We start from the raw sequence: 21,698 nt of genomic DNA, 5'->3' as shown, positions 1-21,698 counted from the left end.
GGCACGGCGGCGGAAAACAAAAAAGCCACCCCGGACAGGATGGCTTCTAAGGCTGTGAAAACAGCTAAAATTTGGTGGCCCCTGTTGGGTTTGAACCAACGACCAAGCGATTATGAGTCGCCTGCTCTAACCACTGAGCTAAGGGGCCAAGCCGCGAGATTATAGGGAATCCTTAAGCGGCGGTCTACTGTTACCCGCCCGTATGTTGCTTTTCTGCACAGTTCTAGCCTGTTGTAATTGCTGGCGGATTTTGCGATAACCGCAGTAAATCCCTGTAATGGACTCACGACACTCATGGAACTTCTGGCGCCTAACCTGCGGGTGGTGTTTTGCGGCATCAACCCCGGCCTTTCTTCCGCCCATCAGGGCTACCCTTTCGCCAACGGCAGCAATCGCTTCTGGAAGGTGCTTCATCAGGCCGGCTTTACCGAGCGCCAGCTGGCGCCGGAGCAGTGGCAGCAGCTGAAGGATAACGGCTGCGGCATTACCGCGCTGGTGGCGCGCCCGACGGTGGCGGCCAGCGAGCTGTCGCGCGACGAGCTGCGCAGCGGCGGTGAGGTATTGCAAGAGAAAATCCTGCGCTATCAGCCGCGCGCGCTGGCGATTTTGGGCAAGCAGGCGTTCACCACCGCCTTCGGGGTGAAAAACGCGCCCTGGGGCAAACAGGCGCTGATGCTGGGGGAAACCGAGGTGTGGGTATTGCCTAACCCCAGCGGATTGAACCGCGCCACGCTGGAGCAGCTTACCGCCAGCTATCGTGAGCTGTTCCTGGCGTTGCAATGATGCGGCGGGGCGTATTCAGGGCATAAAAAAACCCCGGCAGGCCGGGGTTTTTGTTTTGGGTGCGGCAGCCGGACTTAGTCGTCCAGGAAGCTGCGCAGCACTTCAGAGCGGCTTGGGTGACGCAGCTTGCGCAGCGCCTTGGCTTCGATCTGACGAATACGCTCACGGGTAACGTCAAACTGCTTGCCGACCTCTTCCAGCGTGTGATCGGTGTTCATGTCGATGCCGAAACGCATGCGCAGCACTTTCGCTTCGCGCGCGGTCAGGCCGGCCAGTACGTCGTGGGTGGCGGAACGCAGGCTTTCCGAGGTCGCGGAGTCCAGCGGCAGCTCGAGGGTGGTATCCTCGATGAAGTCGCCCAGATGCGAATCTTCGTCGTCGCCGATCGGCGTTTCCATCGAGATTGGCTCTTTGGCGATCTTCAGCACCTTGCGGATCTTGTCTTCCGGCATCAGCATGCGCTCGGCCAACTCTTCCGGCGTCGGCTCGCGGCCCATCTCTTGCAGCATCTGGCGCGAAATACGGTTGAGCTTGTTGATGGTCTCAATCATATGCACCGGAATACGGATGGTGCGCGCCTGGTCGGCGATGGAGCGGGTGATAGCCTGACGGATCCACCAGGTGGCGTACGTCGAGAACTTGTAGCCGCGGCGGTATTCGAACTTGTCTACCGCTTTCATCAGGCCGATGTTGCCTTCCTGGATCAGATCCAGGAACTGCAGGCCGCGGTTGGTGTATTTCTTGGCGATAGAAATAACCAGACGCAGGTTGGCCTCAACCATCTCTTTCTTCGCGCGGCGGGCTTTCGCTTCACCGATCGACATGCGACGGTTGATGTCTTTGACCTGCTCGATGGTCAGGCCGGTTTCTTCTTCGATCTGACGCAGTTTCTGCAGGCTGCGCTGCACGTCTTCAGCCACGTCTTTCAGCTTTTCCGACCATGGCTTGGCCATCGCCAGCGCGGCTTCGAACCAGGAATCGCTGGTTTCGTTGCCGGCGAACAGGGTGACGAAGTTTTTCTTCGGCATTTTGCACTGTTCAACGCACAGCTTCATGATGATGCGTTCCTGGGTGCGAACCCGGTCCATCATGGTGCGCATGCTGTTGACCAGGAAGTCGAACTGCTTCGGCACCAGGCGGAACTGCTTGAACACTTCAGACAGCTTCAGGATCTCGTCCGCGGCGCTGGCGTGGCTGCGGCCGTTCTTCTTGATCACCAGACGCGTCGCTTCATACTGATCGCGCAGCTCGGCGAACTTCTGACGCGCCAGCTCAGGATCGATGCTGTTGTCGTCTTCGGTATCGTCGTCTTCGTCGTCTTCATCTTCTTCGTCGTCGTCTTGCTCTTCGCTCGACAGTTCAGAACCGATGTGGGTGGCGGTTGGGGCGATGTCCTCTTCCGCGTTAGGATCGACGAAGCCGGTGATCAGATCGGACAGGCGCGCTTCGCCCGCTTCGACGCGATCGTACTGCTCAAGCAGGTAGGTAATGGCTTCCGGGTATTCGGCAACCGAGCACTGCACCTGGTTGATGCCGTCTTCGATGCGTTTGGCGATGTCGATTTCGCCTTCGCGCGTCAGCAGTTCGACGGTACCCATTTCGCGCATGTACATGCGCACCGGGTCGGTGGTGCGGCCGATTTCGGATTCCACGCTGGACAGAACCTGTGCGGCGGCTTCTTCCGCATCTTCGTCCGTGCTGTTCGAGTTTTCGGCGAGCAGCAGGTCATCGGCGTCCGGTGCTTCTTCCATCACCTGGATGCCCATGTCGTTAATCATCTGGATGATGTCTTCGATCTGATCGGAGTCGACGATATCTTCCGGCAGATGGTCATTGACCTCAGCATAGGTCAGATAGCCTTGCTCCTTACCACGGGTGACAAGTAGCTTCAGCTGTGACTGCGGGTTTTGCTCCATAAGACGGTATCCACACTTCAGAGTATTTAGGTTGGTGTCGGTCGGCGAAACCGCCAACAATAGCATTTGGGGCGTTTTCGTTATCGCCGCGGCCCACTATGGCGGCACTGTGCAGGGCTCTGCCCTCGCAATTATCGGCACTTAAGCCGTTTGGTATTCAGTTTTTCTTCGCTAAAACCTGGTTGAGAGAACGGACTTCTTCACGTTCCTCCGGGCTCAGGCCGCGCGTTCTGGCCTGGGCGATCAGCGTTTCCAGCCGTTGCTCGAGCACCGAGTCGTACAGGCTGGCCAACGTATCCAAAAAGGTCTGTTCGACCATGTCCTCAACGATCATATGGTTCCATGTCGCCAAGGTTTCAAGCTGCTGGCTGAATTTGTTGTCGCGATACAGCTCCAGCAATTGCCCGGTCGTCAGGCCCGGCTGCGCCAAACAGGTCTGTACCAGTTCGACGAACAGCGGCAATCCCGCCTGTTTGGTCTGCTCCAGCCCTTCAAGCGAAGGGATAAGTGTAGCCAACTGCGGATTTTGCACCAGTAACCCTATCAGTATACGCATGGTTGTGCGTTTTAGCTGGGGCGCCTGATAAGGATTCGCATTTTCCGCCTGCTTGGGCATCAGCTTGTCGAGCTGGCTGTCGTCCAGCAGCCCCAGCTTGTTGCCGAGCTCCTGACGCAGGTACAAGCGCAACGTTTCGCCCGGCACCTGAGTAATCAGCGGCAGCGCCAGCGTGCTCAGCTTGGCGCGCCCGTCCGGGCTGCTCAGATCCACCTGCGGCAGCAGGCTTTCGAACAGGAACGTGGACAGCGGCTGCGCCTGCTCCATTCGCTGTTCGAAGGCTTCTTTGCCTTCCTTGCGCACCAGGGTGTCCGGATCTTCGCCGTCGGGCAAAAACATGAACCGCAGCTGGCGCCCGTCGTTCAGGTACGGCAGCGCGGTTTCCAGCGCCCGCCATGCCGCCTCGCGGCCGGCGCGGTCGCCGTCGTAACAGCAGACGACGTTGTCGGTGGCGCGGAACAGCAGCTGAATGTGTTCAGCCGTCGTCGAGGTTCCGAGCGAGGCGACGGCATAATCGATGCCGAATTGCGCCAACGCCACCACGTCCATATACCCTTCCACCACCAGCAGCCGCTGGAGGGTAGGGTGGTTCTGCTGTGCTTCATACAGGCCGTACAGCTGGCGGCCCTTATGGAAAACTTCGGTTTCCGGCGAGTTCAGGTACTTCGGCATACCGTCACCCAATACGCGGCCGCCGAAGGCGATCACGCGCCCGCGCTTGTCGCGGATGGGGAACATCACCCGTTCACGGAAACGGTCGTACGAACGCCCCTGATCGTTAGTCACCAGCATGCCGGCATCGTTCAATGCGCGGCGCGAGTCGGCGTCGCGGCCGAAACGCTTCAGGGCGTTGTCCCATCCCGCCGGCGCGAAGCCGATGGCGAAATGGCGAATAACGTCGTCACTTAATCCGCGCTGCTGCAAATAGCTGCGCGCCGGTGCCCCGGAGGACTGCTGCAGTGACTGTTGATAGAACGCGCTGAGCTGCTCCATCAGTTGGTACAGGCTCTGGCGCTGATGGCGTTCGATCTGGGTTGGCCCGGTGCCCGCTTCGTAAGGCACTTCCAGCCCGTGCATGGTCGCCAGCTCTTCGATGGTTTCGACAAACTCGAGTCGGTCGTAATTCATCAAAAAATCGACGGCGTTGCCGTGCGCACCACACCCAAAACAGTGATAAAACTGCTTTTCGCCATTAACGGTAAAGGAAGGCGTCTTTTCGTGGTGGAACGGACAGCACGCGTGGTAGTTCTTGCCTTGCTTCTTGAGCTTCACGCGAGCGTCGATCAAGTCGACGATGTCGGTGCGAGCCAGCAAGTCATTGATAAATACGCGCGGAATTCGTCCAGCCATAAGCCCTTACTTCATTAGCCTATAAACGAGAACAAGCCGCGCATTCCTTTCGGAAAGCACGGCCTTCGTATGCAACTACTCGGTCTGCGCGATTTTGAAAATCAGAAATTCACGCGGTGGGGTTGCCCCCGAAGAATTAATACAGACGAGTGCGGCGTGCGTTTTCGCGAGCCAGTTTCTTCGCGTGACGTTTCACAGCAGAAGCTTTAGCGCGTTTACGTTCGGTAGTTGGTTTTTCATAAAACTCACGACGACGAACTTCAGCTAAAACACCTGCTTTTTCGCAAGAGCGTTTGAAACGACGCAGAGCAACGTCAAATGGCTCGTTTTCACGTACTTTAATTACCGGCATGTGCCTCTCACCTCAATAAAATTCGGTTTGTTGCTGGCCAAGCGCCAGCCTTTTCAAAATGGTGCGGAATTTTACTCCAATGGATGCTGCTTTGTAAAGCATCACCGCAAATTGAAACCCGCGTCGCTCTGCCGCAACGTGCGCAATTTTGCACCGGGCGCTGATTATAGACTAATCAGAAAAAAATGCTCGTGTTTAATCGCCTGGGCATTTTCTGGATGAATCATCGACATAGGTGCGAGCCGGTGACAAGATGCGCCGCGCTGGCGGTAAATGCGGCGGAATGTGGTAGACTGGCGGCCGCACGTGAATGATGGGAAATGTAATGCGAGTACTGGGTATAGAAACGTCCTGCGATGAAACCGGAATTGCAGTGTATGACGATCAAACCGGTTTGTTGGCCAACCAATTATACAGCCAGGTGAAGCTGCACGCCGACTACGGCGGCGTGGTGCCGGAACTGGCCTCGCGCGATCACGTGCGCAAAACCGTGCCGCTGATTCAGGCGGCGCTGAAAGAGGCCAACCTGACTCCGGCCGACATCGACGGCGTGGCCTACACCGCCGGGCCGGGCCTGGTGGGGGCGCTGCTGGTCGGCGCTACCGTGGGGCGCGCGCTGGCGTTCGCCTGGAACGTGCCGGCGGTGCCGGTGCACCATATGGAAGGCCACCTGCTGGCGCCGATGCTGGAAGATAACCCGCCGGCGTTCCCGTTCGTCGCGCTGCTGGTCTCCGGCGGCCATACTCAGCTGATCAGCGTCACCGGCATCGGTGAGTATGAACTGCTGGGCGAATCGATCGACGATGCCGCCGGCGAAGCGTTCGACAAAACCGCCAAGCTGCTCGGCCTGGATTACCCCGGCGGGCCGATGCTGTCGAAGATGGCGCAGCAGGGCACGGCGGGGCGTTTCACTTTCCCGCGGCCGATGACCGATCGTCCGGGCCTGGACTTCAGCTTCTCCGGGCTGAAAACCTTCGCCGCCAACACCATTCGCTCCAACGGCAACGACGATCAGACGCGTGCCGACATCGCCCGCGCCTTCGAGGATGCGGTGGTGGACACGCTGGCAATCAAGTGCAAACGCGCGCTGGAGCAGACCGGTTTCAAACGCTTGGTGATGGCCGGCGGCGTGAGCGCCAACCGCACGTTGCGCGCCAAGCTGGCGGAGATGATGCACAAGCGCGGTGGGGAAGTATTCTATGCCCGCCCGGAATTTTGCACCGACAACGGCGCGATGATCGCCTATGCCGGCATGGTGCGCCTGAAGAGCGGCGCCAGCCCGGAACTGAGCGTTTCGGTGCGGCCGCGCTGGCCGCTGGCGGAACTGCCTGCGGTATAAAGCAAAGGGCCGGATAATCCGGCCCTTCTGTTATTCGTCTTTCGGCCGATCGCCGTTATCCGCATCTGCCTGGTTTTTCTTCTTGCGGAACTTGCCCCAGATCTTGCCTTCCTGGCCGCGCCACAGGCGCTGAATATTGTCGTGATGCCGCATCAGGATCAGGCAGGAGAGCATCGCCACCGGGAAGGTGAACTGCGGTTTGAACCACCAGACGTAGAACGGGGCGATCAGCGCGCTGACGATGGCGCCGAGCGAAGAGTAGCCGCTGAGCAGCACCGTCAGCAGCCAGGTGCCGGTCATCAGGCCGGTCAGATCCCAACCGATAGGCGCGATGGCGCCAAACGCCGTCGCTACGCCCTTACCGCCGCGGAAGTGGAAGAACACCGGATAGATGTGCCCCAGGCAGGCGGCGATCGCCGTCAGACCGAGGTACAGCGGCGGCACATCGAGTTTGTAGGCCAGCCAGACCGGCAACATCCCTTTCAGAATATCGAATACCAGCACCGCCGCTGCCGCCAGCCGGCCGCCGATGCGCAGGACGTTGGTCGCCCCGGGATTTCCTGAGCCATGTTCACGCGGATCCGGCAGCCTGGCGATCCGGCAAACCAGGATCGCGCTGGAAATCGAGCCGCACAGATACGCGAAGATAATCATGCCAAGCGCGGTAGCACTCATAACGCGGTTCCGTTTAATAATGGTCGTTTTACTCGCAACATCTATGGATAATACGCACATTCCGCTGGAAGTGGTATCCGGCAAGGCCAAAAACAGAGAATGACGTGATGGATATCGTATTTATTGAAGAGCTTACCGTAATTACCACCATTGGCGTTTATGAGTGGGAACAGGGCATTCGTCAGAAGCTGGTGTTCGATATCGAAATGGGCTGGGATAACCGGCCGGCCGCCGCCAGCGACGACGTAACTGACTGTCTGAGCTATGCCGACGTCAGCGACGCCGTGATCCAGCACGTGGAGTCGAACCGTTTTGCGCTGGTGGAGCGAGTGGCAGAGGAAATATCTGAAATTTTGCTTCAGCGCTTCAATTCCCCCTGGGTCCGTATTAAGGTCAGCAAACCGGGCGCTGTAGCACATGCCAGTCGGGTCGGCGTGATCATCGAGCGCGGCACTCGTCCCGCATGATTTTATGTCATCTGCTTGCAACGAAAGACCGTTAACTTGGTCTTAATCCTGAGAATTGTTTTAGCGGCATTGTCTTTAAGCATTGCCGCTTTTTTATGTGATAGCCGTTATTTTATGGGGTGAGCGAAGCACATGGCAGACATGCATTCACTGTTTATTGCGTTTGTTCTTGGGGTTGTCGAGGGATTAACCGAATTTCTGCCGGTTTCTTCCACCGGGCATATGATCATCGTCGGCGAGTGGCTGGGCTTTACCGGCGACAAAGCCAAAACTTTTGAAGTCATTATCCAGCTGGGGTCGATCCTGGCCGTAGTCGTGATGTTCTGGCGCCGGCTGTTCGGCCTGATCGGCATCCATTTCGGTGGCAAGCCGGTGGAGCACGAGGGCAAAACCAGCGGCCAGCTGAAGCTGGGGCACATCCTGTTGGCGATGATCCCGGCGGTGGTGCTGGGCCTGGCCTTCCATGATTTCATCAAGTCGCTGTTCGCGCCGAAAAACGTGATGTACGCGTTGGTGGTCGGCGGCCTGCTGCTGTTGGCGGCGGAATGGCTGAAGCCGAAGAAACCGAGCGCGGAAGGGCTGGATGACATCACCTACCGCCAGGCGTTCATGATCGGCTGCTTCCAGTGCCTGGCGCTGTGGCCGGGCTTCTCCCGTTCGGGTTCCACTATCGCCGGCGGTATGCTGGTGGGCGTGAACCGCTATGCGGCGTCCGAGTTCTCCTTCATCCTGGCGGTGCCGATGATGATTGGCGCCAGCGGCCTGGATCTGTACAAGAGCCTGCACTTCCTGACCTGGGGCGATCTGCCGATGTTTGCCGTCGGTTTCATTACGGCCTTCGTGGTGGCGCTGATTGCGATCAAGACCTTCCTGTCGCTGATCAAACGCATCTCGTTCGTGCCGTTCGCCATCTACCGCTTTATCGTGGCAGCCGTGGTTTACATGGTATTCCTGTAAGCCCGACGCCAAGAAAAAACCCCGCTCTGCGGGGTTTTTTTATGCCTGATCGTTGATAATCGTTTGGCTGAGTTTCCAGTCGGCCAGCGCCTGCTGGCGGCGGCGTTTGAGCTCGTCGCGGATCGCGGTGCCCTGCAGCCCGCTGGCCACCACTTCTTTGATAGATACCGCGTTCGCCACCTGATACGCCTGGCGCAGATAGTCGCCCTGTGGATAAGGGTTCTCCTCAAAGCCGGTGCGGCCGCGCGCGTCCGCTTCGCTGGTCAGGATCATCTGCTCCAGTCTCTGGGGCTTGCGCCAGACGTCGATGGCGTCGAACAGCTTCAGCAGGGTGTCCGGCCGCAGCTTGTTCACGGTGTGGATCAGGTCATGGTACTCGGCCACCAGCTTGCTCAGATCGCGCACCGGGTTGGGCACCCGCAGCCGCTGGCACAGGGCTTCGACCAGCCGCACGCCCGCCGGGCCGTGGCCGTGGTGATGCGGCCAGAATTCTTTCGGCGTCAATCCTTTGCCGAGGTCATGGCACAGGGTGGCGAAGCGCACGTCCACCTCCGGCGTGAGGCGGGCGGCAATCGCCAGCGCCATCAGCGTGTGCACGCCGGTGTCGATCTCCGGGTGCCATTTGGCGGGGGCCGGTACGCCGAACAGCGCGTCGATTTCCGGGAACAGCACCGCCAGCGCATCGCAGTCGCGCAACACCTGAAAATAGACCTGCGGGCTCTGGCTTTGCAGCGCCTTTTCGGTTTCCTTCCAGACACGTTCGGCGGTCAGCGCAGCCAGTTCACCGCCGTGCGCCATTTGGCGCATCAGCGCGAGCGTTTCGTCGGCGATGTGAAAACCCAGATGGGCGAAGCGAGCGGCGAAGCGGGCCACGCGCAGCACGCGCAGCGGATCTTCGCCGAACGCGTCGGAAACGTGGCGCAGCACGCGCGCCTGCAGATCGGCCACGCCGCCGTAAGGATCAATCAGTTCCCCTTCGGCGGAGCGGGCGATGGCGTTGATGGTCAGATCGCGCCGCAGCAGATCTTCTTCCAGCGTCACGTCCGGCGCGGCATAGCAGGTAAAACCGGTATACCCCTGGCCGGATTTGCGCTCGGTGCGCGCCAGCGCGTACTCCTCATGAGAATCGGGGTTGAGGAACACCGGGAAATCTTTGCCGACCTGCTGATAACCCAATGCCAGCAGCTCCGCCGGCGTAGCGCCCACCACCACCCAATCATGATCGACCACCGGGATGTTGAGCAGGCTGTCGCGAACGGCGCCGCCGACCAGATAAATCTGCACTGTTGACTCCTGAATATCGTGTAAGGCTCTGTCTATCAGATTACATGAATTGGCCGCGGGATGTCGGCACCAATGAAAAGGGCGCCCGCAGGCGCCCATACTCAAACTGAACGATACTGAGATCAGTTCATCCAGCGGTTGTTGTTCTTGCGGCGCGGGATCAGGTGCGGCAACAGCAGGCCCAGCAGCAAACCGACGCCGGCGACGCCGCCGCCGTACATGAACCACTGCAGGATAATGGTGCGCTGCTTGTCGTCGAGCTGCAGGTTAACGGCGTTGACCTTCTTCTGCGCGACCACCAGCTGGTTTTTCAGATCCTGGTTTTCCTTCTGCAGGCTGCTGATGGTGCTGTCGCTGCCCGCGACTTTCTCCTGCATTTCCGAGGTGCGCTGGTTCCAGGTGTTGTCGATGTTGGCCAGCTTGTCGGTCAGGGTTTTCACCTGCTGTTCCAGCTCGGGCACGCGAGTGCGCAGGCTTGGCGTCTGGCTGAGCTGGTCGAGCGGGATCCAGGTGGTGCGGCCTTTCGGATCGCGGATCTGGCCGTAGTTGGTGCTGTCGTTGACGCTCAGCAGGGTGACTTCTTCACCGGCGTTCAGAGTGCCGACAATACGGTACTGATTACCTGGGCCGCTATGGACGTAAGTGCTTAACTCATCGGAGATATAGCGTTTATCTTCGGCATGTGCGGCCCAAGTGATGCTGAAGCTCAGCGCGGCAAGGCAAATCAGGCGTAATTTCTGCATTAGTTCATCGTTTCTGGGTGAATTTATGGAACGATAGTAGAGCGTTCAGTCTGACGACGCAACGCCAAAACCGGAATGAGAACTATCTTACTGTGGCTGATTCTGTGAGTTGCGCAGCGTTTTATAACGTAACAGGTTTTTTCTACAGTTAGCAGGGTTAAGGCGCCGGGAATCGCGGTAAGATAATGGCAACTGTGCGTCATTGGGCAGCATACGGCGGGCCGAACGCGCCGCGCTGAAACCGACGCGAATGCGTAACTTATTGGTGTTAAAGAATTATGACCGTTGAAATTGAACTGAAATTCATCGCCGCGCCGCAAGCGGTGGCCGCTCTGCCACAATGGCTCGCCGCCTGGCCGCATCAGCATTCCGCGCCGCAAAAGCTGACCAACATTTACTTCGAAACGGCCGACAACGTCCTGCGCCGTCACGACATGGGGCTGCGAATTCGCGGTTTCGACGATCGCTATGAGATGACCATCAAAACCGCCGGTAAAGTGGTGGGCGGCCTGCACCAGCGCCCGGAATACAATGTCGCTATCGCCGAGCCGCAGCTGGCGTTGGCGCAGTTCCCTGCCGAGATCTGGCCGCAGGATTGCGATATCACGACGCTGCAGCAGGCGTTGCAGCCGCTGTTCCGTACCGATTTCGTGCGAGAGAAGTGGGTGGTTACTTACGGCCAAAGCGAGATCGAGATTGGTCTGGACCAGGGCGAGGTGCGCGCCGGTGACCTCAGCGAAGCCCTGAGCGAGGTAGAGCTGGAGCTGCTGAACGGCAATACTGCCGATCTGCTGGCGTTGGCCGGTGAGCTGGCGGCGCACGGCGGGCTGCGTCAGGGCAGCCTGAGCAAGGCGGCGCGCGGTTACCACCTGGCGCAGGGCAATCTGCCGCGCCAGGTGCGCCCGCTGCGGGTGCTGAAGCCGGCGGCGAAGGCGACCGTGGAGCAGGGGATGATCGCCGCCTTCGAGCTGGCGCTGGGCCACTGGCAGTACCACGAAGAGCTGTGGCTGCGCGGCGACGCGCAGGCGCGCGCTTCGGTGATTGAGGCGGTCGGAACAATTCGCCAGGCGCTGGTGATCTTCGGCGGTTTGGTGCCGCGCAAGGCCAGCGCCGATCTGCGCGCCCGTCTGACCGAGCTCGAGCCGCTGTTGGCGGACAAAGCCGCGCAACCAGAGGCCCTGTGCTACAGCGCCACCTACCTGCAATGTAAGTTGGCGCTCACATCATGGCTGGTGAGCGGCGCCTGGCGGCCGTTTATCGATGCCAAAGCGCAGGCCAAGCTGGACGGTTCTTTCAAACGCTTCAGCGACATCATGCTGGGGCGCAGCGGTGCGGAGCTGAAAGAAGCCTTCAGCCGTACGCTGAACGAAGATGAATATCAGGAACAATTGCCGCGCCTGACGCGTCAGATTTCGGCGCTGGTCCTGTTGTCGGGTGCCTACCCCGACGAGCAGACCGGCCCTTATATCGAGGCCTGGCGCGAACTGCAGGCGGCGCTGAGCGAGCGCCGTCAGGGCTGGTATGAAGCCAGCCGCAAACAGGCCTTATCGCATGCGCCATTCTGGTTAAACGGCGCGCTTCGTTAATCAAGCCGGCCCGCCAGCCGTGGGCCGCAGAACGGGTCATACACTATGTCGCCACTTTCAGCCGCGTTACAGGCTCAGGCACAGCAGGTTGTGCAGCGTTTTCAGGAAGTTCACGGCGCGGACAGCGCCTTTAGCGAACAGGAGCAGTGGGTGCTGGCGTCGAGCGACTTCGTCAGCGACGCGCTGCTTGCCCAGCCGGCCTGGCTGGCGACGCTGCGCGAACAACCACCGGCGCCCGGCGAGTGGCAACACTATGCCGCCTGGCTGCAGGACGAGCTGGAAGAGGTGCGCGATGAGGCGCAGCTGATGCGCACGCTGCGTCTGTTTCGCCGTGAAACGCTGGTGCGCATTGCCTGGGCGCAGGCTCAGGGGCTGTGTTCGACCGAAGAAACGTTACTGCAGCTGAGCGGATTGGCGGAAACGCTGATCGTCAGCGCGCGCGACTGGCTGTACCAAACCTGTTGCCGCGAGTGGGGCACGCCGTGCAACGCCGCCGGTGAACCGCAGCCGCTGCTGATCCTCGGCATGGGCAAGCTGGGCGGCGGCGAGCTGAATTTCTCGTCGGATATCGATCTGATCTTCGCCTACCCGGAAAACGGCCAGACTCAGGGCGGGCGGCGCGAGCTGGACAATGCCCAGTTCTTCACCCGCCTTGGCCAGCGGCTGATCAAGGCGCTGGATCAGCAGACTATTGACGGCTTCGTCTATCGCGTCGACATGCGGCTGCGGCCGTTCGGTGACAGCGGCCCATTGGTGATGAGCTTTGCGGCGCTGGAAGATTACTATCAGGAGCAGGGGCGCGACTGGGAGCGCTATGCGATGGTGAAGGCGCGCCTGATGGGCGGCGCGGAAGACGCCTACAGCCAGGAGCTGCGCAAAACGCTGCGGCCGTTCGTGTTCCGCCGCTATATCGATTTCAGCGTCATCCAGTCGCTGCGCAACATGAAGGGCATGATCGCCCGTGAAGTGCGGCGTCGCGGCCTGAAGGACAACATCAAGCTGGGTGCCGGCGGCATTCGCGAAATCGAATTCATCACCCAGGTATTCCAGCTGATCCGCGGCGGCCGCGAGCCGGCGCTGCAGGGGCGTTCGCTGCTGCCGACGCTGCAGGCGGTGGGTGAACTGGGGCTGCTGGAGGCCGAGCAGGTGCGGGCGCTGAGCGCCGCCTACCTGTTCCTGCGGCGGCTGGAGAATCTGCTGCAGGCGATCGGCGATCAGCAAACCCAGACGCTGCCGCAGGATGCGCTCGATCAGGCGCGGCTGGCCTACGGCATGGGGCTGGCGGATTGGCCGGCGCTGATGGCGGAGCTGGAGTTGCACATGCAGGCGGTGCGGGCGGTGTTCGATGACCTGATCGGTGACGATAGCCCGGATGTCGGCGAAGATCCCGACTATCAGCACTACCACAGCCTGTGGCAGGACGCGCTGGAGGAAAACGAGCTGGCGCCGCTGACGCCGCACCTGGACGAAGAGGGGCGCCGACAGATGCTGCGCACCATCGCCGATTTCCGCCACGACGTCGACAAACGCACCATCGGCCCGCGTGGCCGCGACGTGCTCGATCAACTGATGCCGCGTCTGCTGGCTGAGGTGTGCCCGCGCCAGGACGCGCCGACCGCGCTGGTGCGGCTGGCGCAGCTGCTGCTCAGCATCGTCACCCGCACCACCTACCTCGAGCTGCTGGTGGAGTATCACGCGGCGCTCAGCCATCTGATCCGCCTGTGCGCCGCGTCGCCGATGGTTGCCAACCAGCTGTCGCGCTACCCGCTGTTGCTGGACGAACTGCTGGATCCGGCCACGCTGTATCAGCCGGTGGCGCTGGACGCCTACCGCAGCGAGCTGCGCCAGTACCTGCTGCGGGTGCCGGAAGACGACGAAGAGCAAAAGCTGGAGGCGCTGCGCCAGTTCAAGCAGGCGCAGCAGCTGCGCATCGCCGCGGCGGATATCGCCGGCGCGCTGCCGGTGATGAAAGTGAGCGACCACCTGACTTATCTGGCGGAGGCGATCATCGACGCGGTGGTGCAGCAGGCCTGGAGCGACATGGTGGCGCGCTACGGCCAACCGACCCATCTGCAGGAGCGCGAAGGGCGCGGCTTTGCGGTGATCGGCTACGGCAAGCTGGGCGGCTGGGAGCTGGGTTACAGTTCCGATCTCGATCTGGTATTCCTGCTGGATTGCCCGCCGGAGGTGATGACCGACGGCGATCGCTGCATCGACGGCCGTCAGTTCTACCTGCGGCTGGCGCAGCGGGTGATGCATCTGTTCAGCACCCGCACCTCCTCCGGCATTCTGTATGAGGTGGACGCGCGCCTGCGGCCTTCCGGCGCTGCGGGGATGCTGGTCAGCACCGTCGAGGCGTTCGCCGATTACCAGCAAAACGAAGCCTGGACCTGGGAACATCAGGCCCTGGTGCGCGCGCGCATCGTGCATGGCGACCCGGCGCTGCATCAGCAGTTCGACACGATCCGGCGCGAGATCCTGTGCAAAACGCGCGATGCGGAGATCCTGAAGCGCGAAGTGCGCGAGATGCGTGAAAAGATGCGCAACCATCTCGGCAACAAGCAGCGCGATCTGTTTGATATCAAAACCGATGAGGGCGGCATTACCGACATCGAATTTATCGCCCAATATCTGGTCTTACGCTATGCGCCGGGTGAACCGCGGCTGACGCGTTGGTCGGACAACGTGCGCATCTTCGAGCTGATGGCCAATTACGACATCATGCCGGAAGAGGAGGCGCGCGCGCTGACCCAGGCCTATGTCACCATGCGCGACGAGATCCACCATCTGGCGCTGCAGGAGCATTCCGGCAAGGTCGGCAGCGGGCTGTTCGCCGCCGAGCGCGAGCAGGTGCGCGCCAGCTGGGCTAAATGGCTGGATTAATACCTTTTTGCGGGTATTCCGGCGGTCTGTGGTAATATCTGCGCCACTAAAATTTTGTACTTTTTTGGAGTTATCGGATGAAAGTTACGCTGCCTGATTTTCGCCGCGCCGGTGTGCTGGTGGTCGGTGACGTCATGTTGGATCGCTATTGGTACGGGCCGACCAGCCGCATTTCACCGGAAGCCCCGGTGCCGGTGGTCAAGGTCGATACCATCGAAGAGCGTCCCGGCGGCGCGGCTAACGTGGCGATGAACATCGCTTCGCTGGGTGCCACTTCCCGTCTGGTGGGCTTGACCGGCATCGACGATGCGGCGCGGGCGCTGAGCGCCAAGCTGAATGAAGTCAACGTGCGCTGCGACTTCGTCTCGGTGCCGACCCATCCAACCATCACCAAGCTGCGCGTGCTGTCGCGCAACCAGCAGCTGATCCGTCTCGACTTCGAAGAAGGCTTCTCCAACGTCGATCCGCAGCCGATGCTGGAGCGCATTCAGCAGGCGCTGCCGCAGATTGGCGCGCTGGTGCTGTCCGATTACGCCAAGGGCGCGCTCAGCCAAGTGCAGGGGATGATCCAACTGGCGCGCGCCGCCAAGGTGCCGGTGCTGATCGATCCGAAAGGCTCTGACTTCGAGCGCTATCGCGGCGCGACGCTGCTGACGCCGAACCTGTCCGAGTTCGAAGCGGTGGTGGGCCACTGCAAGGATGAGGCGGAACTGGTGGAACGCGGCATGAAGCTGGTGGCGGATTTCGAGCTGTCGGCGCTGTTGGTCACCCGTTCCGAACACGGCATGACGCTGCTGCAGCCTGGCGTTGAGCCGCTGCACCTGCCGACCCAGGCGCAGGAAGTGTTTGATGTGACCGGCGCCGGCGACACCGTGATCGGCGTGCTGGCCGCCTCGCTGGCCGCCGGCAATTCGCTGGAAGAGTCCTGTTTCCTGGCCAACGCCGCCGCCGGCGTGGTGGTGGGCAAGCTCGGTACTTCCACCGTGTCGCCCATCGAGCTGGAAAACGCGGTGCGCGGCCGGGCCGAAACCGGCTTTGGCGTGATGACCGAAGCGCAGTTGAAACACGCCGTGGCGCAGGCGCGCCAGCGCGGCGAGAAAGTGGTGATGACCAACGGCATCTTTGACATTCTGCATGCCGGCCACGTCTCTTATCTGGCCAACGCCCGCAAGCTGGGCGATCGCCTGATCGTGGCGGTGAACAGCGACGCCTCGACCAAGCGCCTGAAAGGGGAAACACGCCCGGTCAACGCGCTGGAGAACCGCATGATCGTGCTGGGCGCGCTGGAAGCGGTGGATTGGGTAGTGCCGTTCGAAGAGGATACGCCGCAGCGCTTGATCGCCGACATTCTGCCGGATCTGCTGGTGAAAGGCGGTGATTACAAACCGGAAGAGATTGCCGGCAGTGCGGAAGTGTGGGCCAACGGCGGCGATGTCAAAGTGCTGAACTTTGAAGACGGGCTGTCGACCACCAACATCATCAAAGCGATCAAAGACGGGCGCGGCTAACGCCGGGCGACCTAAAGAACAAGGGCGCGCGGTGCGCGCCCTTGGCGGGAATTTATTCGTCTTCCTGCTTGGCGGCCGGTGCCGCGCTCAGTTTGCTTTCCAGCTCGGCCATGCGCTGTTCCAACAGCGCCAGCTTCTCGCGGGTGCGCAACAGCACCTGAGTCTGTACGTCGAACTCTTCGCGGTTAACCAAATCCAGGCGGGTCAGCTGCGACTGCAGGACCTGACGGATTTTTTTCTCAACGTCTTCCCCGAATTCACGAACGCCTTTAGGCATGGACTCATGAACCTGGCGTGCGATTTGTTCGATTTTTTTCGGGTCAATCATGGCGTATCCCTTTCAGAGTTTAATAGCTGCCGCTTAGTGTAATGCGAGTTGCCCGCCGGATAAACCATTAAGCGCATTCGCCGTGCGTGGCCGAATTGTGCTTTTGCCAATTGCCCTGCCTACCCATTAGCGTTATAGTCATCCTGCTTATTCTCAGGGCGGGGTGAAAGTCCCCACCGGCGGTAAATCACCTTCTACGGTGAAAGCCCGCGAGCGCTCAGCCAGCCTGTCAGGGCCGGTTAGAGGTCAGCAGATCCGGTGTAATTCCGGGGCCGACGGTTATAGTCCGGATGGGAGAGAGTAACGGTATCTGCCGGGCTTGCGCCCGCTTGCGTTATTTTTTTAGCTATTGCTAGCTACTCCTCAAGATCGCCCTGGTTCTGGTAATCCATAATTTTTAATGAGGTTTTTTACCATGAATCAGACGCTACTTTCAGACTTCGGCACGCCGACAGAACGCGTTGAACGCGCGATTGACGCACTGCGCAACGGGCGCGGCGTAATGGTGCTCGATGATGAAAACCGTGAAAACGAAGGTGACATGATCTTCGCCGCGGAAACCATGACTGTTGAGCAGATGGCGCTGACCATTCGCCACGGCAGCGGTATCGTGTGCCTGTGCATCACCGAAGAACGCCGTCAGCAGCTTGAGCTGCCGATGATGGTGACCAACAACTCCAGCCAATTCCAGACCGCCTTCACCGTGACCATTGAAGCGGCGCAGGGCGTGACCACCGGGGTTTCCGCTTCCGATCGCCTGACCACCATCCGTGCGGCGGTGGCAGACAGCGCCAAGCCGAGCGACCTGAACCGTCCGGGCCACGTGTTCCCGCTGCGCGCGCAGCCGGGCGGCGTGCTGAGCCGTCGCGGCCACACCGAAGCGACCATCGATCTGGTTTCCATGGCCGGTTTCAAACCTGCCGGCGTGCTGTGTGAACTGACCAATGACGATGGCAGCATGGCGCACGCGCCGGAAGTGATCGCCTTCGCCAAACAGCACGACATGGTGGTGCTGACCATCGAAGATCTGGTGGCCTACCGCCAGGCGCACGAGAAAAAAGCCAGCTGATAGCCGGCCGCTTTCAACGATAAAAAAGCCGCGTAACGCGGCTTTTTTTGTGGCTACCGTTTTGACAGGCGTTCGCCGATGCGGCTGGCGTAATTCATCACGTGGAAGGTGTAGTTCTCCTCCACCGTGCCCTGGAACAGATGGGCCCAGGGGCCGATGGCGTAGATGCCGAGATCTTCCCCGCCGTGGGTCTCGCTTTTCAGCGGGACCAGCGCCGGCTGAATAAAGTCGGGCGCGGTGGCCTGCTCCATGGTCAATGCCGGGCGTTCGGCCAGTGGGATCGTGCCGCCGGGGCCATTGGCGAAGCCGACGGTGGTGTAAGGCTTGCCGTCGCTGCCCAGCAGCGGTTTGCCGTTGACCCCCACGGAAATACCGAGGATAGGATTACCCCGCTTGGCATAGCCGGCGATGGTGAGTGTGTGGCTGTGATCGCCGGTCACCACCACCAGCGTGTCGTTCAGATCGACTTTATTGACGATGGTTTTCACCGCTTCGTTCAGGGCGACCGCGTCGCTCAGCGTGCGGTAGGCGTTACCGCTATGGCTGCCGTGATCGATGCGTCCACCCTCCACCAACAGCAGGTAGCCCTCGGGATTCTTGGCCAGAATATCGATGGCCTTGCCGGTCATTTCCGCCAGCGAAGGTTCTCCCGCCGCGTCTTGCCGCCGATCGTGCTCGAAGTTCATGTGCGACGGCTCAAACAGGGCCAACAGGTGGTCGATCTTACCCGGCTCGATTTTGTCGAACTGCGCCTGATTCCATACGTATTGCCCTCGCTTGCCATAGCGTTGTAGCCAGGCCTGCGTCAGATCGCGGCCATCCTTTCTGGCGCCTGTCTTGCCGGGGTATTCCGGATCGCTCACGCTGTCGGGCAGGAAGTTGGCGCGCCCGCCGCCCATTGCCACGTTGAGGCCGTTGCCGTACTTCATTTCCACCAGTTGGCGCGCGATGTCGCGGCAGCCTGCGGCCAGGGCCGCTGCCGGCATTTTTGCGTCGGACTCCCAATCGCGGTTGGCGATATGGGCATAGGTCGCGCCCGGCGTGGCGTGGGTGATGGTCGCGGTCGTCACGGCACCGGTGGACATGCCGAGCGTTGCGGCCATCTCCCACAGCGTGGTGACGGCCTTGGTTTGCTGGTCCTCGCAATTGTTGAGGGTCGCCGTATGGTTGAGGCCCATCAGATCGTTGATGGTTTTGACGCCGGTAGTCATCGCCACAGCGCTGGGCGCGGAGTCGGTGATTTGGGCGTCGGCGGAGTAGGTTTTGGCCGCCGCCAGATAGGGGAAGGCCTCCCAGGCCAGCACGTTGGATTCGCCGTCCACGCCGCGCTGCTGCCCTTCAAAAATGCGGGCGGCGGTCACGGTGGAAAACCCCATGCCGTCGCCGACCACCAGAATGACGTTTTTGGCGCGGTTGGTGTTTGGCGTCTGTTTCAGCCGCTGTTGCAGCTGAGCTTGCGCCTGAAGGAAATAAGGGTCTTCGCGCTGCGTCAGCTGCGCGTTGTCCGCTGTGCCGGCGGTTGCCGTCCAGCCGGCGAATAAGGACATGGAAAGCGCCAGGCGGGTTGCCAGTGTGAGTCTGAACATGAATTCCTCCTTGGTGAGACGTAATTCCCATTGCGCGGCGGGGCTGTCGGCACCCGTCGGCAGAGGAGGAGTGTATAGATTGTGTTAACAAAAAATACATAAATTGTTCACAAATTGGATCTGTGTGGCAGTAATGCCATGACATTCATGTTTGTTATTAATCTATTGAAATATATAAATTTTTTATCTTTCTGTCTGCCGGCGCATTCCTCCGTTTTTAATTCAAATTTATTGAATATCTTCATCACGGTTATCCGGCTGTGTTGGTGCGGCAAAGCGCGTAATGTAGCGGCATAGCACAATTTGAACTAAGGATCTCCCTATGAACACCTCTCGTATGCCTGCACTGTTTCTTGGCCACGGTAGCCCGATGAACGTGCTGGAAGACAATCGTTACACCCGGGCATGGCGTGCGTTGGGTGAGTCATTGCCGCGCCCGAAGGCGATCGTGGCGGTTTCCGCACATTGGTATACCCGCGGCACTGCGGTTACCGCGATGGAAAAACCCAAAACCATTCACGACTTCGGCGGGTTCCCGCAGGCGCTGTTCGATACCCGTTATCCGGCGCCGGGCTCTCCCGCGCTGGCTGCGCAGCTGCAGCAAATGCTGGCGCCGGTGCCGGTAACGGCCGATCTGGGCGAGTGGGGGCTGGATCACGGCACCTGGGGCGTCTTGATCAAGATGTATCCCAATGCCGACATCCCGGTGGTGCAGCTCAGCGTCGACGGCACGCAGCCGGCGGCCTATCACTATGAACTGGGCCGCAAACTCGCTGCGCTGCGCGATGAGGGGGTGATGATTGTCGCCAGCGGCAACGTGGTGCACAACCTGCGCATGGTGAAATGGCAGGGCGATACCAGCGCCTACCCGTGGGCGGAATCGTTCAATAACTTTGTCCGGGATAACCTGCGTTATCGGGGTGATAACCATCCGCTGGTGGATTTCATGCGCCATGAGGGGGCGGCGCTGTCGAATCCGACGCCGGAACACTATCTGCCGTTGCTGTACGTGCTTGGCGGTTGGGATGGAAAAGAGGCCATCAGCGTGCCGATCGACGGTATCGAAATGGGGGCGCTGAGCATGCTGTCGGTGCAGGTGGGGTAAAGAAAAACGCCAGTCAGAGACTGGCGTTTTTGTCTTCGGCGGGGCGATCAGCCGAGAATGGTGTGCGGGTAGAAGCGCGACAGATCCTGCGTGATCAGTTCGCGATCTTCGCGCAGACCGATGCCGCAAGGTTGATCGTTCACCAGCCAGCTGCCGATCAACGTGTAGCTGTCTTCGAACTTCGGCAGCGGATGGAACTGCTGCACGATCATGCCCTCTTCGCCGTATGGCCCATCGACGCGCGCCACTTCCTGACCGTTTTCGACGATCTGGATATTGGCGCCTTCGCGTGAGAACAGCGGTTTGGTGACGTAATGATCCATCGGCGGATGATCGTCTTGCGCGAAATAAGCCGGCAACAGATTCGGGTGGTTCGGGAACATTTCCCACAGCAGCGGCAGCAGCGCCTTGTTGGAGATGATGCTCTTCCAGGCCGGCTCCAGCCAGCGCACGCCGGCGTCTTCGAGCTTGGTGGAGAACATCTCGCGCAGCATGAATTCCCACGGGTAGAGCTTGAACAGGTTGCCGATCACCTGATCCTGCAGATCGGTAAACTGGCCTTTCTCGCCGAGGCCAATCTCTTCCATGAACAGGAACTCGGTCGGCAGACCGGCTTCCTGCGCGCAGTCCTGCAGATATTGCACCGTGCCGCGATCTTCTTCGCTGTCCTGGCAGCAGGCCAGGTGCAACAGGCCGAAGCCGTGATGTGCTTTCAGCTCGGCGAAACGCTCGATCAGCTTCTCCTGCAGGCTGTTGTACTGATCTGACTCCGGATCCAGCTTGCCGGCGTTGATCTGGTCTTCCAGCCACAGCCACTGGAAGAAGGCCGCCTCATACAGCGAGGTTGGCGTATCGGCGTTGTTTTCCAGCAGCTTCGGCGGGTTGACGCCGTCGTAGGCCAGATCGAGACGCGAGTACAGCGACGGCTGGTGGGTGCGCCAGGAGCTGCGCACGAACTCCCAGGTGTGTTTCGGGATGCAGAACTTGGCCATCAGCTCGTCGCTGCCGACCACTTTTTCTACCACCTGCAGGCACATCTGGTGCAGCTCCGCGGTGGCGCTTTCGATCTCTTCAATCTGCGCCAGCGTGAACTGGTAATAGGCGTCTTCACACCAGTAGGGCTCGCCGTACATGGTGTGGAAACGGAACCCGAACTCGGTCGCTTTTTCACGCCAGTCCGGGCGCTCGGTAATAGCAATACGTTTCATGCA

Annotated in this window: 18 protein-coding genes, 1 tRNA gene and 1 riboswitch; of the genes, 9 read left to right on the top strand and 10 right to left on the bottom strand. The window is 60.3% G+C overall.

All coding sequences use genetic code 11. The annotated features are described in order from the left end of the window. Nucleotides 1-72: 72 nt before the first annotated feature. Nucleotides 73-148: transfer RNA gene (locus tag V8N38_RS22375), tRNA-Ile, on the bottom strand. Between the two features lie 146 nt (nt 149-294). Here V8N38_RS22375 and mug point away from each other — a divergent pair. Continuing rightward, nucleotides 295-783 (top strand): G/U mismatch-specific DNA glycosylase, encoded by a 489-nt coding sequence (gene mug / locus V8N38_RS22370; RefSeq protein ID WP_100395881.1) that lies wholly within the window; start codon nt 295-297, stop codon nt 781-783. A gap of 74 nt (nt 784-857) precedes the next feature. Here mug and rpoD read toward each other — a convergent pair whose 3' ends face one another. The 3 genes from rpoD to rpsU form a co-directional block, all read right to left on the bottom strand. After that, nucleotides 858-2,699 carry an RNA polymerase sigma factor RpoD gene (gene rpoD, locus V8N38_RS22365; RefSeq protein WP_004937194.1) on the bottom strand — a complete coding sequence of 614 codons (1,842 nt, stop codon included), beginning with the start codon at nt 2,697-2,699 and terminating at the stop codon, nt 858-860. A gap of 157 nt (nt 2,700-2,856) precedes the next feature. Next, nucleotides 2,857-4,605 carry a DNA primase gene (dnaG, locus tag V8N38_RS22360; protein ID WP_025304325.1) on the bottom strand — a complete coding sequence of 583 codons (1,749 nt, stop codon included), beginning with the start codon at nt 4,603-4,605 and terminating at the stop codon, nt 2,857-2,859. A 136-nt stretch (nt 4,606-4,741) separates the two neighbouring features. Beyond that, a complete protein-coding gene (rpsU, locus tag V8N38_RS22355) occupies nt 4,742-4,957 on the bottom strand; it encodes a 30S ribosomal protein S21 (RefSeq protein WP_001144069.1) in 216 nt (71 codons plus the stop codon). Between the two features lie 325 nt (nt 4,958-5,282). Between rpsU and tsaD the strand changes: the two genes are divergently transcribed. Continuing rightward, complete coding sequence (tsaD, locus tag V8N38_RS22350) at nt 5,283-6,296, top strand: tRNA (adenosine(37)-N6)-threonylcarbamoyltransferase complex transferase subunit TsaD (RefSeq protein WP_049198481.1); 1,014 nt, start codon at nt 5,283-5,285, stop codon at nt 6,294-6,296. A gap of 30 nt (nt 6,297-6,326) precedes the next feature. Here the strand turns inward: tsaD and plsY are convergent, their stop codons facing one another. Then, nucleotides 6,327-6,971: a glycerol-3-phosphate 1-O-acyltransferase PlsY gene (gene plsY, locus V8N38_RS22345; protein ID WP_049198480.1), complete on the bottom strand. Its 645-nt coding sequence runs from the start codon at nt 6,969-6,971 to the stop codon at nt 6,327-6,329. Between the two features lie 107 nt (nt 6,972-7,078). On the opposite strand from plsY, the gene folB reads away from it, so the two are divergent. Then, on the top strand, nt 7,079-7,438 hold the full coding sequence (gene folB / locus V8N38_RS22340; protein WP_019453081.1) for a bifunctional dihydroneopterin aldolase/7,8-dihydroneopterin epimerase: 360 nt from the start codon (nt 7,079-7,081) through the stop codon (nt 7,436-7,438). Nucleotides 7,439-7,570: 132 nt separating this feature from the next. Then, nucleotides 7,571-8,395: an undecaprenyl-diphosphate phosphatase gene (bacA, locus tag V8N38_RS22335; RefSeq protein ID WP_025160107.1), complete on the top strand. Its 825-nt coding sequence runs from the start codon at nt 7,571-7,573 to the stop codon at nt 8,393-8,395. A gap of 39 nt (nt 8,396-8,434) precedes the next feature. On the opposite strand, the gene V8N38_RS22330 is transcribed toward bacA, so the two are convergent. Continuing rightward, nucleotides 8,435-9,679, bottom strand: a complete 1,245-nt coding sequence (locus tag V8N38_RS22330) for a multifunctional CCA addition/repair protein (RefSeq protein ID WP_147840354.1) — start codon at nt 9,677-9,679, stop codon at nt 8,435-8,437. Nucleotides 9,680-9,801: 122 nt separating this feature from the next. Continuing rightward, on the bottom strand, nt 9,802-10,422 hold the full coding sequence (locus V8N38_RS22325) for a TIGR04211 family SH3 domain-containing protein (protein WP_019453078.1): 621 nt from the start codon (nt 10,420-10,422) through the stop codon (nt 9,802-9,804). A 278-nt stretch (nt 10,423-10,700) separates the two neighbouring features. Here V8N38_RS22325 and V8N38_RS22320 point away from each other — a divergent pair, with 278 nt between their 5' ends. From V8N38_RS22320 to hldE, 3 genes are all read left to right on the top strand, one after another. Next, nucleotides 10,701-12,008, top strand: a complete 1,308-nt coding sequence (locus tag V8N38_RS22320) for an inorganic triphosphatase (RefSeq protein WP_147840353.1) — start codon at nt 10,701-10,703, stop codon at nt 12,006-12,008. 45 nt (nt 12,009-12,053) lie between these two features. Further along, nucleotides 12,054-14,891, top strand: coding sequence for a bifunctional [glutamate--ammonia ligase]-adenylyl-L-tyrosine phosphorylase/[glutamate--ammonia-ligase] adenylyltransferase (gene glnE / locus V8N38_RS22315; RefSeq protein WP_147840352.1), 2,838 nt, complete (start codon nt 12,054-12,056; stop codon nt 14,889-14,891). 77 nt (nt 14,892-14,968) lie between these two features. Further along, on the top strand, nt 14,969-16,399 hold the full coding sequence (hldE, locus tag V8N38_RS22310; protein WP_019453075.1) for a bifunctional D-glycero-beta-D-manno-heptose-7-phosphate kinase/D-glycero-beta-D-manno-heptose 1-phosphate adenylyltransferase HldE: 1,431 nt from the start codon (nt 14,969-14,971) through the stop codon (nt 16,397-16,399). A 52-nt stretch (nt 16,400-16,451) separates the two neighbouring features. Here the strand turns inward: hldE and ubiK are convergent, their stop codons facing one another. Beyond that, nucleotides 16,452-16,727, bottom strand: a complete 276-nt coding sequence (ubiK, locus tag V8N38_RS22305) for a ubiquinone biosynthesis accessory factor UbiK (protein ID WP_004937216.1) — start codon at nt 16,725-16,727, stop codon at nt 16,452-16,454. Between the two features lie 145 nt (nt 16,728-16,872). Next, a riboswitch (FMN riboswitch) is annotated at nt 16,873-17,033 on the top strand. A 109-nt stretch (nt 17,034-17,142) separates the two neighbouring features. On the opposite strand from ubiK, the gene ribB reads away from it, so the two are divergent. After that, nucleotides 17,143-17,796, top strand: a complete 654-nt coding sequence (gene ribB / locus V8N38_RS22300; RefSeq protein ID WP_033636071.1) for a 3,4-dihydroxy-2-butanone-4-phosphate synthase — start codon at nt 17,143-17,145, stop codon at nt 17,794-17,796. Nucleotides 17,797-17,849: 53 nt separating this feature from the next. Here the strand turns inward: ribB and V8N38_RS22295 are convergent, their stop codons facing one another. After that, nucleotides 17,850-19,382 (bottom strand): alkaline phosphatase, encoded by a 1,533-nt coding sequence (locus tag V8N38_RS22295; RefSeq protein ID WP_147840351.1) that lies wholly within the window; start codon nt 19,380-19,382, stop codon nt 17,850-17,852. A gap of 322 nt (nt 19,383-19,704) precedes the next feature. Here V8N38_RS22295 and ygiD point away from each other — a divergent pair, with 322 nt between their 5' ends. Further along, nucleotides 19,705-20,487: a 4,5-DOPA dioxygenase extradiol gene (gene ygiD / locus V8N38_RS22290; RefSeq protein ID WP_033636069.1), complete on the top strand. Its 783-nt coding sequence runs from the start codon at nt 19,705-19,707 to the stop codon at nt 20,485-20,487. Nucleotides 20,488-20,534: 47 nt separating this feature from the next. Here ygiD and V8N38_RS22285 read toward each other — a convergent pair whose 3' ends face one another. After that, nucleotides 20,535-21,695: a glutathionylspermidine synthase family protein gene (locus tag V8N38_RS22285; RefSeq protein WP_087763609.1), complete on the bottom strand. Its 1,161-nt coding sequence runs from the start codon at nt 21,693-21,695 to the stop codon at nt 20,535-20,537. Nucleotides 21,696-21,698: the final 3 nt, after the last annotated feature.

The sequence above is a fragment of the Serratia nevei genome (genome assembly GCF_037948395.1).
Classification (GTDB): Bacteria; Pseudomonadota; Gammaproteobacteria; order Enterobacterales; family Enterobacteriaceae; genus Serratia; species Serratia nevei.
This window is presented reverse-complemented; position numbering and strand designations above follow the sequence as displayed.